The organism is Bacillus sp. R86525 (assembly GCF_042466195.1).
Taxonomy (GTDB): Bacteria; Bacillota; Bacilli; order Bacillales; family Bacillaceae_G; genus Bacillus_A; species Bacillus_A nitratireducens.
In genome coordinates this window covers 3,070,153-3,084,263 of record NZ_JAXHPX010000007.1, presented here as the reverse complement: position 1 = coordinate 3,084,263, position 14,111 = coordinate 3,070,153, and the positions used below count along the sequence as shown (strand labels likewise).

General features: G+C 33.3%; 12 protein-coding genes, 1 pseudogene, 1 riboswitch and 2 other annotated features. Of the genes and pseudogenes, 10 read left to right on the top strand and 3 right to left on the bottom strand.

Features of this window, described 5'->3' with window-relative positions:
- Positions 1-22 precede the first annotated feature (22 nt).
- Both sfp and SJY24_RS18430 read left to right on the top strand, forming a co-directional pair.
- Complete coding sequence (gene sfp / locus SJY24_RS18435) at positions 23-772, top strand: 4'-phosphopantetheinyl transferase Sfp (protein WP_377865748.1); 750 nt, start codon at positions 23-25, stop codon at positions 770-772.
- Between the two features lie 35 nt (positions 773-807).
- Complete coding sequence (locus SJY24_RS18430) at positions 808-1,350, top strand: cold-shock protein (protein WP_377865747.1); 543 nt, start codon at positions 808-810, stop codon at positions 1,348-1,350.
- A 43-nt stretch (positions 1,351-1,393) separates the two neighbouring features.
- On the opposite strand, the gene SJY24_RS18425 is transcribed toward SJY24_RS18430, so the two are convergent.
- Positions 1,394-1,666, bottom strand: coding sequence for an HU family DNA-binding protein (locus SJY24_RS18425; RefSeq protein WP_002157910.1), 273 nt, complete (start codon positions 1,664-1,666; stop codon positions 1,394-1,396).
- 204 nt (positions 1,667-1,870) lie between these two features.
- On the opposite strand from SJY24_RS18425, the gene SJY24_RS18420 reads away from it, so the two are divergent.
- Both SJY24_RS18420 and SJY24_RS18415 read left to right on the top strand, forming a co-directional pair.
- Positions 1,871-2,638 (top strand): DUF3891 family protein, encoded by a 768-nt coding sequence (locus SJY24_RS18420; RefSeq protein ID WP_377865746.1) that lies wholly within the window; start codon positions 1,871-1,873, stop codon positions 2,636-2,638.
- 14 nt (positions 2,639-2,652) lie between these two features.
- Positions 2,653-3,177 carry a DinB family protein gene (locus SJY24_RS18415; RefSeq protein ID WP_377865745.1) on the top strand — a complete coding sequence of 175 codons (525 nt, stop codon included), beginning with the start codon at positions 2,653-2,655 and terminating at the stop codon, positions 3,175-3,177.
- A 259-nt stretch (positions 3,178-3,436) separates the two neighbouring features.
- Here SJY24_RS18415 and SJY24_RS18410 read toward each other — a convergent pair whose 3' ends face one another.
- Positions 3,437-4,804, bottom strand: a complete 1,368-nt coding sequence (locus tag SJY24_RS18410; protein ID WP_377865744.1) for an alanine/glycine:cation symporter family protein — start codon at positions 4,802-4,804, stop codon at positions 3,437-3,439.
- Between the two features lie 107 nt (positions 4,805-4,911).
- Positions 4,912-5,032: riboswitch (glycine riboswitch) on the bottom strand.
- A gap of 214 nt (positions 5,033-5,246) precedes the next feature.
- Positions 5,247-5,823: pseudogene (locus SJY24_RS18405) on the bottom strand (hypothetical protein).
- 245 nt (positions 5,824-6,068) lie between these two features.
- On the opposite strand from SJY24_RS18405, the gene SJY24_RS18400 reads away from it, so the two are divergent.
- From SJY24_RS18400 to SJY24_RS18375, 6 genes are all read left to right on the top strand, one after another.
- The gene (locus tag SJY24_RS18400; protein WP_377867274.1) at positions 6,069-6,863 is read left to right on the top strand and encodes a nucleotidyltransferase domain-containing protein; all 795 of its coding nucleotides are present in this window, start codon (positions 6,069-6,071) and stop codon (positions 6,861-6,863) included.
- Between the two features lie 243 nt (positions 6,864-7,106).
- Positions 7,107-7,727 (top strand): DUF4937 domain-containing protein, encoded by a 621-nt coding sequence (locus SJY24_RS18395; RefSeq protein WP_377865743.1) that lies wholly within the window; start codon positions 7,107-7,109, stop codon positions 7,725-7,727.
- A 186-nt stretch (positions 7,728-7,913) separates the two neighbouring features.
- Positions 7,914-8,621, top strand: coding sequence for a pseudouridine synthase (locus tag SJY24_RS18390; RefSeq protein WP_289359121.1), 708 nt, complete (start codon positions 7,914-7,916; stop codon positions 8,619-8,621).
- Between the two features lie 125 nt (positions 8,622-8,746).
- Positions 8,747-8,971: a binding site (T-box leader), on the top strand.
- 35 nt (positions 8,972-9,006) lie between these two features.
- Positions 9,007-9,230: a binding site (T-box leader), on the top strand.
- A gap of 44 nt (positions 9,231-9,274) precedes the next feature.
- Positions 9,275-11,197, top strand: coding sequence for a threonine--tRNA ligase (thrS, locus tag SJY24_RS18385; protein ID WP_377865742.1), 1,923 nt, complete (start codon positions 9,275-9,277; stop codon positions 11,195-11,197).
- Between the two features lie 240 nt (positions 11,198-11,437).
- Positions 11,438-12,205 (top strand): ABC transporter ATP-binding protein, encoded by a 768-nt coding sequence (locus SJY24_RS18380; RefSeq protein ID WP_377865741.1) that lies wholly within the window; start codon positions 11,438-11,440, stop codon positions 12,203-12,205.
- 12 nt (positions 12,206-12,217) lie between these two features.
- On the top strand, positions 12,218-14,101 hold the full coding sequence (locus SJY24_RS18375; protein ID WP_377865740.1) for an ABC transporter permease: 1,884 nt from the start codon (positions 12,218-12,220) through the stop codon (positions 14,099-14,101).
- The last annotated feature ends 10 nt before the right edge of the window (positions 14,102-14,111 follow it).

Here is a 14,111-nt window from a genome sequence, read left to right as displayed (position 1 = left end):
CATTTAAAAGGAGAGAGTTTACATGATGGAGAGTAAAGTTGTAGATTCTGTACCAACTCTTAATGAGAATAGTTGTCAAATATGGTGGGCGAGAATTTCAGATTTACAATCATGGCATTACAATTTACTAAATGATGTAGAGCGAGAGAAAGCAAATTCATATCATCATTCGGCAGATCGTGCACGTTTTATAATAGGTTGTGTAATTAGTAGATTAGTCCTTGGAAAGATACTTTCTATGTCACCAGTTCAAGTGCCGATTAATCGAATGTGCCCAGTATGTAAGTTACAACATGGTAGGCCACAATTGCCAGAAGGCATGCCACAATTATCAGTTTCCCATTCGGGTGAGTGGGTTGTAGTGGCATTTACAAAATCTGCACCTGTAGGCGTTGATGTTGAACAAATGAATCCAAATGTAGATGTTATGAAAATGGCAGAGGGCGTATTAACAGACATTGAAATAGCGCAAGTTATGAAGTTACCTAATGAACAGAAAATAGAAGGTTTTTTAACATATTGGACTCGAAAAGAAGCGGTACTCAAAGCGACAGGTGAAGGACTAATGATTCAACCAGTAGGTATTACTGTATCAGCTCCAAATGATCCTCCAAATTTGTTGGTTTTTAAGGATAGGCAAGAGTTAGTAGAAAATACAATGATGGGGGATATAAGGCCAAGTGTAGATTATATGGCTTCCATTGCAATATTTAGTAAAGAAGTAACTGAAATTACACAGTTAGACGCAGTAGCGCTTTTAAATTATAAATAAGTTAAATAAAAAATTTTATAGAAGAGGTGTTCCTCATGTTAGTAGCGGAAAATAGAACAAATGAATTCACTTATAATGTACAAGCAATTAAAAATATTTTATTTTCTGGAGATACATCATCTATTCATGCTTTAGAAAAACTTTTGAATGATACAGTTCAGTTTGATGTTCTCGAACAAGAGGTACTTGATAGACAGTACATCCCGAAAGAAGCAAAGAATTTCTTTGATAAAAACGGAACATTTCTTTACCGTGTATCCAATGTTAGTTATAAAGGAAAAGTGTTATCTGAAAATCTAATTTTTGCGGATACTTCGTTTTTACCAAATACAATTAAGAGTGAATTAGAGAGTGGAAACATTCCAGTTGAAAAACTTATAGAAAAGATGGAAGTAAGAAGAAACGTATTATATGAAGGATATCAGCCATCTGGAAATATTATTGAATTGTTTGATGGATGCTCTGTTACGGCGAATGTGTATCCAACTAGAAAATATCAAGTTGTAAGTAACTGCAAATGTGTATTTTATATTTGTGAAGTGTATCATGCAGAGAATATAAAGGAACTGCTTAAATAAGAAATAAACAAGAAACCAGCCTATAAAATGGCTGGTTTCTTGTTTATTTAACAGCTTCTTTTAACTCTTTTCCTGCTTTAAATGCTGGAACTTTACCAGCTGCAATCTGAATTTCTTCTCCAGTTTGCGGGTTACGCCCTGTACGAGCAGATCTTTCACGCACTTCAAAAGTTCCAAAACCGATCAATTGAACTTTATCGCCAGATTGTAATGCAGTAGCAATTGTGTCAAATACAGATTGTACAGCTGCAGAAGCTTCCTTTTGAGAAATATCAGCTGATTGTGCCACGTTTTTAATTAATTCTGTTTTGTTCATGTTTTCACCTCATAAAAAAATTTTTAGAATGAATGTTTTAGTATAATGGATAGTAAAGATAAAGCTAACTTTGTAATTAGAAAGAATGCTGTATATTTATGTTAATTTCGTTGAAAGAAACTGAATCCCTGCAAATTAAAAGGGATTTATTAAGAATTGATGCATACGACAAGCTATAATATGAAGATGAGGGGGAGTATACGGATGATTTTTCGTGAAAAGAATGAGAAACAAAGTATATTAATTCGTCAACATGATCATGGTTTTTTAGCTGGTGAGATTGCAAGTTATATAAAAGAGGAGTTCTTTGAAGATAAAAGATACTTAAAAGAGACAATTGATGCAATATATGAACATGATAGAGGATGGATAGAGCTTGATAAAGTACCAATTTTGAATGATGCTAACAATATTCCATATACATTTATGGATTGTCCAAGTTCATTACGCTTTGTTTTTTATACGATTGGTTTGAATGAAATTGAAGATTCTAATCCATACGGGGCGCTACTTTGTAGTAAGCACTTTTTATCATTTCCATTAAATGAGGAAAATGAAGAGATGATGTCTTTTTATAAACATGAATTGGAACGACAAAAAAGAATTTTGAAAACGTTAACAAAAGAACAATATGCGATGTTCGATAAACATTATAGATTATTAAAGTTTTGCGATGAACTTTCTTTATATGTATGTATGAATAAACCTGGTGTAGAAAAGGAAGATGAAATTGATTTATTTAAAGAGGGTTTTGAAGGAACAGAAATGTTTAATAGTAAGGGGGAGAGACTTATTCAAGCTGAATGGGTGGACGAGGAAACAATTCGGATTACACCGTTTCCATTTAAAAAAGAATTTCTTACTCATGTAAAGTATAAAACTATAAATAAATATGAAATGAATGAAAAAGGGATTGTAAAAGCTGATAGAGAATCGGAAATGAAGAGGCAAAACATTCGTTTCATACAATAAGGAGGCGATTTAAATTGAAAGATTATATGTTAAAGCAGTTTGATTACCATGCTTGGGCTAATACACGATTATTCAATCGACTAAAAGAGTTACCAAACTATGAGACAATTTTTAATGAACAGATACAGAGTGTATTTCCATCAATTAAGGATACTTTTGCGCATATTTATATTACAGATCAAGTGTGGTTACACATATTACATGGCAGTAGTATGAGTGAAGCAATACAAAATCGTGAAAAATTAAAAAAACAAATCGATACAAAATCGCTAAATGAATTAGAGAAAATGTTTATAAATATGGCTAATCAGTATAAAGAATTTCTAAGTACACAACAAGATGTAAATGCTGAATTTGTTATCAAAAATCCATATGCAGGGACACTAGATACTTCAATTTTAGAATTAGTGCAGCACGTCGTAAATCATGGTACATATCATAGAGGAAATATAACAGCAATGATTCGTCAACTTGGTCATTCGTCGACTATGATGGATTTTGTACTGTATTTACATATGGTTCAGAAGGATGGGGAGTAATATAGTTTAAAAAAAAGAATGCTCATTATATATGAGTCATTCCTTTTTTGATAGATTAACTGTGGCTTTAAAATAAAGTTATACTGTTTAAAGAAAGCGTTATTTATGTTAATCCTGAAGGGATATTCTTAAACTAACAGTTGTGTTTGTTTAAGTGGACAATAATTAAAACCCACACATTTTTCAAAATGTGTGGGTTTATTCTATATACAATCGATATTTGTAATAGAATTTGAACGGATTTTATTTCAAGCAAACATTAACTTGCCTGTTTTTTATTGCGTTCTTTTAATTTCTCTGCTTGTAAAAACCGATTTGTTTCAGCGACAACTACACCACTTAATCCAATTAGACCAATTAAGTTTGGAATCGCCATAAGTCCATTTGCAATATCAGCAAATGTCCATACAACACCTAACTTTAAATTAGCTCCAATAGCTATCATAACGATAAAGATTGCTTTATAATATCGTACAGCACCTTGTCCAAATAAATAAGCTACACATTTCTCACCGTAATACGACCATCCTAATATAGTAGAGTAGGCGAATAATATAATGGCGATACCGAGAATCATACTACCAGCAGTACCGAATACGGATTGGAATGCTAATGTTGTAGCTTCAACGCCGGTTTTACCAGATTTCCATGCACCTGTTGTAATTAATACAAGACCAGTAATTGTACATACAATAAATGTATCGAGAAAAGTACCAGTCATAGAAACTAAAGCTTGTTTTGCAGGTGAATCTGTTTTGGCAGCAGCCGCAGCAATAGGAGCACTTCCTAAACCAGCCTCGTTCGCAAATACGCCACGTGCCATTCCTATTTGAATAGCTGATGCAACTGTTGCGCCAATAAAACCACCAGCGGCTGCAGTACCATTAAATGCACCAGAAAAAATAAGTGAAAATGCTTCTGGAATTTGATCGTAGTGATAGAAAATAATAATAAGACCAGCAATGATATAAAAGAAAGCTTTAATAGGAACGATATATCCTGTCACTTTCCCGATTTTTTTAACGCCGCCTAAAATAACGATAGCGATTAAGAATGACATGAATATACCAGTTAATGCAGGAGGGAAAGAGAAGTTGATTCGCATTGCCTCTGCAACTGAATTAGATTGAACCATATTACCGATACCGAAAGAAGCAGCTGTGCCGAATATAGCGAATAACACAGCCAGCCACTTTTTCCCTAAACCACGTTCTAAATAATACATTGGCCCACCAGAGTATTCACCATTTTCATTACTAACACGGTATTTCACCGCAAGGATTGCTTCGGCATACTTTGTTGCCATTCCGAATAAAGCAGTAATCCACATCCAAAAGATTGCGCCGGGTCCACCAATCGTCACAGCAGTTGCGACACCTGCTATATTTCCCATACCAATCGTTGCAGCCATAGCCGTCATCAGTGCTTGGAAGTGACTAATATCTCCAGAAGATGATGTATCCTCTGATTTTTTAAAAGCTAGTTTGTGAGCGTATATTAGTTTACTAAACTGTAAACCTTTTAAGCGCACTGTGAGAATGATACCAGTTCCAACAAGTAGCAACAAAGTTGGCAACCCCCACACATACTGATTAATTTGTTCTAATACTTTACTTACTGTCTCCATCTGTATTCTCCTTTTTTAGAAAAAATAAAAACCACTTCAAGGAAATGAAATGGTCTCTGGAGAAACAAGGGATAGAAAAATAAACCGATACAAATCGGCATTTTCTTTCGCTTGTCTCTGTCCTTTTTACCTGAGAGATTATCCGCTAAAATAGCGGATTTGCTCCTTCGGCGCTCGTTTTCCTCCGCGCTATTAAAAGCGAGAGGGAGTCTCTCCAGAGATTCGTCCCCATGCAGTTCTACTTGTAACCAAGACCTGAGAGTTTCAAAGTTGGTTTAACAACTTTTTGCCCCGTCGGTAGATCAATAGACCTTCTCCTGAATGGTTCATCCGAATTATAAAATTAATAACTTAAACGCATTGATTATAAATCAATAAAAATATTATAGACAGACAAAATAAGAATTGCAATCATTTTTTTATTTTGAAATAGTAAATAAATTCATTTTTTTGATATTCCTAATTTATCTTCTATTTCATTTAAAGTAGACAAAGCGATTACAATATGTTGATCTGCAAGCCCTAAAGCATGCTTTGTATTTTCAATTGTTTCATTGGTTGGAGTAGAATTGTTGTATCCGTCTATAATCAAATCTGCTGCATTTTTCATGAATTTTGATGCAACTTTAAACTCAGTTGTAAAGTGGATTAGTTGTTCTTGTATATGTATATCTGTTATGTTTTCTTCAATTTTCATTGTGTCTATTTCTTTCATAATTGTTTCATATTGTTTAGAAACTGCACTCATTGTAACTAATAATTTATTTCTATCTACTGAATCTCCGTTAGTGTTAATCTCTTCCCATGCAGGCAACCAATCTTTTTCAATTATGTCATTATAATTAGTAGTTAATTCATTGATTTTAGGTTGTAATTTAGTTTTGAAAGTTTTTGTATCCACTGTTTCTACAGTTGCTCTTTCTTTATTATTTCTATCTTTAATTGTGTAGAAAATTGTGCTAGCAATGATAAGAATAGAAAAAAAAAACCGTCCATTTATTAAAAAATAACTTCTTCAATGTGTAACGCCTCCAAAATTCAAAAATTATAATTATAATATATAACAATAATGCTATTTTAAGTAGAGAAAATAGACCAAAGTTGATTTGAATTACGATTTTATAATTAAAATGTAGAAGAAAATATACGTAGAAAGAGAACTTCAGGTTTTTGATTCTGAATTATTTGAATTATAATTATGATGTGTGAGAATAAAATAATATTTTATGTAGAAAGGAGTTGATAATTTGCCAAGTATAAAAAAATAGGTCGTTTTTTTCCTATAGATGATGAAGGATATATTATAAATGATGCACACATTGATAAAATTCAACCTATATTTATGGAGGTAATACAAGAAATAAAAAATACTTGCTGTGAAATGTTACAGGATGATTTGCACAGTGTTTATATAAGAGGTTCAATTCCAAGAGGGCTTGGAATTGAAGGGATTGCAGATATAGATGTGATTATATTAGTGCGAAAGGATCCTAACTTAATAGACTTAGGCTGGCGAAAGAAGCTAGAAGTTCAAAGTTTACAACAATTTAATTGTATATCGGGAGTGGAGTTAAGTTTTCACAGTGAAAAAGAGGTAGTGAATTCCAAAAGTTTTTCTTTTATAGGCTTTATGATACGGACGCATGGTATATGCTTATTTGGTGAAGACGTAAAATTGTCTTTACCTAAATATAAAGTAAGTCAGGAGTTAGCTTATGAACACCTTATCCAATTGCGGAAACAAATTGGACAAGCACGCAAAGAGTTAATACATAATAAAGGCGTAGAAGTTATAGCGGATTGTTGTCGTTGGATTATGAAGATAATCATTAGAGCAGGTCTTGCATTAACCATTGATAGAGAAGGGGTCTACTCCAGAGACTTATATCCTGCATATGTGTTATTTAGTAAGTATTTTCCCAAACAAGAAAAAAATATGAGAAAGGCATTACAATATGTAATTGAACCGATAAATGATATAAATGAAATTTTATTATTTTTAAATACGTTTGGTGAATGGTTGATAGAAAGAGCAGAGGGGAATTCTAGTTTTTTATAATTTTTTTATGTAAACTGATATTTTGAATGAAGTAAGATAGGCAAGGACTGTGGATTTTTATATCGTAGATGTCCTTTCACAAGGTAATATACAGAGAATCAACTTGCGGTATTTATGATTTGTCATCAAATTTCGAGTGTGGAGAAATGAATAATTTTAATGCTCGTGATTCTGCAGATTATTTTGGTATACAAGAAGAGGATGCGGCCGGGAAATGGATTGTATTATAAGGGGGAACTAGAAATGTTACTAAAAACAATATTTTGCAAAGTGGAAGAAGAGAAAAGGGAGATGTTTTCGGATGCTCAAGAAAAATGGTGTGATTTACAGCATTTAGATGGATTTAATGGACAATTTGGTGGGTGGAGTGAAGAGGAAGCATGTGTATTTACTTTATGGGCAGATAGAAATGCATATCAATCATTTATGAATGGTGCTCACGATACAATTTATTTAAATAGTAATCAAGAGGATACGTTTCTTTCATGTGAAATTGAACTATTTCAAACGTTGTATGATATAAATGATAAGCCTTTGAAAAACGTAGTTACAGAAGGATCATTCGTAAGAGTTGCCATATGTGATGTAAAGGAAGAAAAAGAAAAGCAATTCTTACATAAGCAAGAAACAATTTGGAATAAAGGAATGGAAAAAGCAAAAGGGATGTTAGGTGGGGTAGTTGGGAAGTCTTTAAAAAATGAAAATCGTTACATCGTGTTAACTTATTGGAAAGATGAAAAGATGCATCAAAATTATGTGGAAGAGATTTTTCCTGAGTTAAATAGATCAGCTAATGTTCATGAAGATATAGAAGAGATAAAAGGAAAACAAGCTGTATGTAAGGAAGAGTGGCTTGTATATTAAGTGTACAAAACGTGCATAAATGAATGTATAATAAAGATATTTTCTTATAAATGAGTAATTAATAGAAGACGTTATATACCCTTTCATGTTAATATATTTAAGTTATAATAGGAGGCTTACCCTTTTGTATTGTACGGTAGAAGCAGTGTGAGCTTGAAATTTTTTTTAGAAAAGGATGTGCCTAATTTGCGTATCAATAAATTTATTAGTGAAGCTGGAAAAGCGTCTCGACGTGGAGCAGATAAATTAATTAATGAGAGAAGAGTAATTATTAACGGTAAGGTTGCAAAAATTGGTGACCAAGTAAATCCAGGTGATGATGTGCGCGTAAATGGAGAGCAACTTCGTATCGCTCGAGATCACGTATATATCGCTTTAAATAAACCAGTAGGTATTACATGTACGAGTGAAAAAGCTGTAAAAGGTAATATTATCGATTTAGTGAATCATCCATTACGAATTAGTCACATTGGACGTCTCGATAAAGACTCAGACGGTTTAATTTTGTTAACGAATGATGGCGATATTGTTAATGAGATTTTACGTGCTGAAAACAAGCATGAGAAAGAATATATCGTTTCAGTAGATAAGCCGATTACACCGGAATTTTTAGAGAAAATGGCAGCGGGTGTTAAAATTTTAGATACAAAAACTCTCCCTTGTGAGATCACACAGTTATCAAAATATGAATTCAAAATTATTTTAACACAAGGGTTGAATCGCCAAATTCGTCGTATGTGTGAAGCTTTAGGTTATCAAGTATATACGTTAAAACGTACTAGAATTATGAATATTGAATTGAATAATTTACCAGTCGGACAGTGGAGAGATTTATCGAAAAAAGAGAAAAAACGACTATTTTCAGACTTGAATTATGAACCACAAGATTGGTAAAATTGAGAAGGGGAAACCAAAAATTTATTTTTGGTTTCTTTTTTTATTAAATAAAAAATCTTTTTTAAACACTTGCAAAAATAAAATGAATAAGATATAGTAAATAACAATTAATGGATGTACTTTTAAAAGCAAAGAAAAGGACACGAGTTATTTTACCCGGTTATACAGAGAAGGAAGGAAAGCTGAGAACTTCCTAACGCAGAAAAATAACTTACCACCTTAGAGCTGCACTAGGGAAATTCAGTATCTAGTGCCGTGTAAGCGACGTTACCCGCAAAAGAAGCCATTATGTTTTTTGTGATGGGAATCTGGGTGGAACCACGAATATAAGCATATTCGTCCCTATTTTAGGGATGAATATGCTTTTTTGCATTCAATTTCATAATAAGCGAAGAAAAGGACACGAGTTATTTTACCCGGTTGTACAGAGAAGGAAGGAAAGCTGAGAACTTCCTAACGCAGAAAAATAACTTACCACCTTAGAGCTGCACTAGGGAAATTCAGTATCTAGTGCCGTGTAAACGACGTTACCGTAAAAGAAGCCATTATGTTTTTTGTGATGGGAATCTGGGTGGAACCACGGGTAAAAGCACACTCGTCCCTATTTTTGGGATGAGTGTGCTTTTTATTATGAAATGGAGAGATGAAAAATGAAAGAACAAATGATTGAAATTAAATTTCCAAATGGTAGCGTTAAAGAATTTTTAAAAGGAATTACTTTAGAAGAAATTGCTGGATCCATTAGCAGTAGTTTAAAAAAGAAAGCAGTCGCAGGGAAAGTAAATGATCAGTTATATGATTTACGCCGAAACCTTGAAGATAATGCGGAAGTAGAAATCATTACTATAGATTCAAATGAAGGTGTAGAAATTGCAAGACACTCTGCGGCACATATTTTAGCGCAAGCTGTAAAGAGAATGTATGGTAATGTAAACCTTGGTGTAGGGCCGGTTATTGAAAATGGATTTTATTATGATATGGATCTTCCGAGTAGTGTAAACGTAGAAGATTTACCGAAAATCGAAAAAGAAATGAAAAAGATTATAAATGAAAATGTAAAAATAGAACGTGTGGAGGTCTCACGAGAAGAGGCAAAAAAACTGTTTCAAGAAATGAATGATCACCTGAAATTAGAACTGTTAGAAGCTATTCCTAATGGAGAAATTGTAACACTATATAAACAAGGTGAATTTGTAGATTTATGTAGAGGACCACATTTACCGTCAACAGGCTATTTGAAAGCCTTCCAATTATCTCACGTTTCCGGTGCATATTGGCGAGGTGATAGTAATAACCAAGTGCTTCAGCGTATATATGGTGTTGCATTCGCTTCTCAAAAAGAATTAGAAGAGTATTTACATTTCGTTGAAGAAGCAGCAAAAAGAAATCATCGTAAATTAGGTAGTGAGTTGGAGCTATTTATGTTTTCTGAAGAGGCTCCGGGAATGCCATTTTATTTACCAAAAGGACAGATTATTCGTAATGAATTAGAAGTATTTTTAAGAGAGATTCAAAAAGAATACAATTATCAAGAAGTACGTACTCCGTTTATGATGAACCAAGAATTATGGGAGAAATCAGGACACTGGGGACATTACAAGGACAACATGTATTTCTCAGAAGTAGACAATAAAAGTTTTGCATTAAAACCAATGAACTGTCCTGGCCATATGTTAATGTTCAAAAATAAATTACACTCTTATCGCGAATTGCCAATTCGTATGTGTGAATTCGGTCAAGTACACCGACATGAATTTAGTGGCGCATTAAACGGATTATTAAGAGTTCGTACTTTCTGCCAAGATGATGCTCATTTATTTGTAACACCAGAACAAATTGAAGATGAAATTAAATCCGTAATGGCGCAAATTGATTACGTATATAAAACTTTTGGATTTGAGTATGAAGTAGAGCTTTCTACTCGTCCAGAAGATTCAATGGGTGATGATAAGTTATGGGAGCAAGCAGAAGCGGCATTAGAAAATGTGTTACATTCATTAAATTATAAATATAGACTAAATGAAGGTGACGGTGCATTTTACGGACCGAAGATTGATTTCCATATTAAAGATGCTTTAAATAGAAGTCATCAGTGCGGAACAATCCAGCTCGATTTCCAAATGCCAGAGAAATTCGATTTAAATTATATAGATGAGAAGAATGAAAAGAGAAGACCAGTTGTCATTCACCGAGCAGTTTTAGGATCTTTAGACCGCTTCTTAGCGATATTAATTGAGCACTTTGGAGGCGCGTTCCCGGCATGGGTAGCACCAGTTCAAGTGAAAGTAATCCCAGTTTCAAATGCAGTACATGTACAATATGCAAATGAAGTTGCACATAAATTAGCACAAGCTGGGATTCGTGTTGAACAAGATATACGTGATGAAAAATTGGGGTATAAAATTAGAGAAGCACAAATGCAAAAAGTTCCATATGTTCTTGTTGTTGGTGATAAGGAAATGGAAAGCGGATCTATAAATGTACGTAAATATGGAGAAGAGAAGTCAGAAGTTGTTGCGTTAGATGTATTTGTGGCAAGTATTGAAGAGGAAATTAAAAATAGAAAATATTGATTGTAAATAAAACACACCATTAGAAATTGGTGTGTTTTATTATTTACCTTACAAAATTGTAAGGTAAATGTAAGAGAAATCGAATGAACGAGTTTTAGAAAAATGAGAATATTGAGAAGTGATATGATTCATATTTCTTTTTAGTTTGAAAAGTTAAAAAAATTTTTAAGGATTTATATGACAGAAAGATAAGAAATATGTGAGAAATTAATTTTATACAAAAGGGATGGAGTGAAAGAGATGTCAACAAATGTAGTTACTGTAGAACGTGTAGAAAAAACGTATGGGAAAAGAAATGAGAATCAGTCAAAAGCATTAAGGGGTGTTTCATTAAGTATTAAAGAAGGGGAGTTTGTAGGGATTATGGGTCCTTCTGGATCTGGAAAAACGACATTACTAAATGTGATTAGTACACTTGATCAAGCGACAGGTGGCAGTGTAACAATAGCGGGTACAAATATTACTTCTATGAAGGGTAATGCATTATCAGATTTTCGTTCTCAAAGATTAGGATTTATTTTTCAAGACTTTAATCTACTAGAAAATTTATCAATTTATGAAAATATCGCTTTACCGCTTTCCCTGCAAGGCGTACCGTCAAGTGAGATTACTGGAAAAGTAAATGAAGTAGCAAAGAAATTAGGGATTACTGAAATTTTAACTAAATATCCGACTGCTGTTTCTGGTGGGCAAAAGCAAAGAACAGCGGCAGCACGAGCTTTAGTACATAATCCAGCAATCGTATTAGCTGATGAGCCGACAGGGGCGCTTGATAGTAAAAACGCAAAAAGCTTATTAGAAGCGATGCAAGATTTACATGAAAATCACAATGTAAGCATTTTAATGGTCACACATGATGCGTTTAGTGCAAGTTACTGTGAGCGTATTTTATTCATTCAAGATGGTCTTCTTTATAAAGAGTTAAAGCGTCAAGGGACTCGAGAAAATTTCTATCAAGACATTTTAGGTGTGCTTGCTCATATGGGCTCAGCTGCTGAGTCGAAGTAGGGGGGCGAGACTATGTTATTCAAATTATCACGCCATAGTATGAAAAAAATGTTAAAGGATTATATGGTTTTACTTATTGGTCTCGTTATTAGTATTAGCATTTTCTACATGTTCCAAACGATGGCGATGAATAGTGAATTTACAAAAGATAATAGTCTTATTAGTAGTATTAGACTCGTATTCTGGGTAGGTGCAATACTATTATCTTTCATTACTGTATTTTATATTATATATGCCAACTCTTTCTTACTTACATTAAGAAGAAAAGAACTTGGTATGTACATGATGCTCGGTGCGAAAAAGAAAAAAGTAGCACAGTTATTATTTATTGAAACATTCGGTATGGGTATTGTAAGTATTATTATCGGTATTCTAGTAGGAATAGTACTCGCTAGTGTAGCAGGAAATTTTTTAATGAATGGAATGGAAATTTCAGCAAAAGGTAATTATGCATCTGTATACACACCAGCTATATTAGTTACATCTATATTCTTCTTAATATTATTTTTCATTACTGGTTTAATGAATAGTTTCCGATTATTACGTAAAACAGAATTAGAGTTAATACGTGAAGATGAAACGCAAGATGAAGTGAAGAAAAGTAAAACTCGAATTGTTATTATGACAGTACTAGGTGTGTTACTTGTAAGTACAGGATATTATTTTATGATAAATATAAAAATGTTTGCTGAACTAGGATTTATAATAGCGACAATCGTTACAACATTAGGGACGTATTTCATTTTTAGCTCATTACTCCCATTTTTCGTGATGAAAATTAAGGGGAATAAAAAACGGAATGAAACGGGATTAAATAGTTTTACTTATGCACAGTTACGTTTTCGAGTAACTAGTTTATCGAGAGTACTAGGCACTGTAGCGATGTTAATTGCATTAGGTGCAGGTGCCATGACAGCAGGTATGGCGTTTCAAAAGAACGTAGGCATTATGACAGACTTCTCACGTGTATATGATGTCGTAATTCATGATCCAAATGAACAAGATAAAGCAGCATTAAAAGAAATGGAAATTGTTGAAGAAAGTAAGTATAAATATAAAGTAGATGGTGAAGCAGTTTATTATTTACGTAACGATTTAATTGCGAAACCGCCACTTGTTTCTGATCACTTTGATACAAAGACTTTGAAAGAACCTGCTCGTAAACGTGTGGCTGAACCTTTAACTGAACCTGTCTATTCTGCTTTGGACGCTCCTGAAGTAGCGAATAAGCTTCCTCGTATGCCAAAAGATTGGGAAGATGCGGTTGTAAGAGAAATACAAATTACACATAATCAATTTAACGGAAAACCTGTTAGAATTGCAGATGAAGAGCGTTATAAAGAAATTCAAGGAACAGAACATACTGTAACATTAGCAAAAGTAGATGATATGAAAAAGTATAAACAGTTATTAATCGAAATAGATAAGAGACAAAAAGAACAAATTGAAAAAACAACAGGTACAAAAGTAGACTTATTTACGAAAATGACAATTTATCAATTTATGAACAGTTTCATGAGTGGAACAATGTTTATGGGATTCTTCCTAGGGATTGCCTTTTTAGCAATGATGGCAAGTTCGCTTATGTTCAAAATATTAACAGGTGCTTCTCGTGACGTACGTCGTTATGAAATGTTACGAAAAATCGGCGTGAGACGTAGTATGTTAACAAAAAGTATTTATAAAGAAATTTCATATTTATTTATCTTCCCAGCGATTATTGGAATTTCCCACGTGTTAGTAGGGCTTAACTTATTCAGTTTTATATTAGTTGACCCGTTTGTAAAAGTGTGGGTGCCAATAGGAATCTTCTTAGTCATTTATTTCATTTATTACTGGATTACTGTCCAACTTTATAAAGGTATGGTAATGCCGAAAGAGGAAGTAGCGAAATAGTTTAAGAAAA

Bases quoted from the DNA above. Each gene is read 5' to 3' on its own strand.
- SJY24_RS18395 (WP_377865743.1), top strand. From the start codon at position 7,107: ATGTTACTAAAAACAATATTTTGCAAAGTGGAAGAAGAGAAAAGGGAG.
- SJY24_RS18410 (WP_377865744.1), bottom strand. From the start codon at position 4,804: ATGGAGACAGTAAGTAAAGTATTAGAACAAATTAATCAGTATGTGTGG.
- SJY24_RS18430 (WP_377865747.1), top strand. From the start codon at position 808: ATGTTAGTAGCGGAAAATAGAACAAATGAATTCACTTATAATGTACAA.
- sfp (WP_377865748.1), top strand. From the start codon at position 23: ATGATGGAGAGTAAAGTTGTAGATTCTGTACCAACTCTTAATGAGAAT.
- SJY24_RS18375 (WP_377865740.1), top strand. From the start codon at position 12,218: ATGTTATTCAAATTATCACGCCATAGTATGAAAAAAATGTTAAAGGAT.
- SJY24_RS18420 (WP_377865746.1), top strand. From the start codon at position 1,871: ATGATTTTTCGTGAAAAGAATGAGAAACAAAGTATATTAATTCGTCAA.
- SJY24_RS18380 (WP_377865741.1), top strand. From the start codon at position 11,438: ATGTCAACAAATGTAGTTACTGTAGAACGTGTAGAAAAAACGTATGGG.
- thrS (WP_377865742.1), top strand. From the start codon at position 9,275: ATGAAAGAACAAATGATTGAAATTAAATTTCCAAATGGTAGCGTTAAA.
- SJY24_RS18425 (WP_002157910.1), bottom strand. From the start codon at position 1,666: ATGAACAAAACAGAATTAATTAAAAACGTGGCACAATCAGCTGATATT.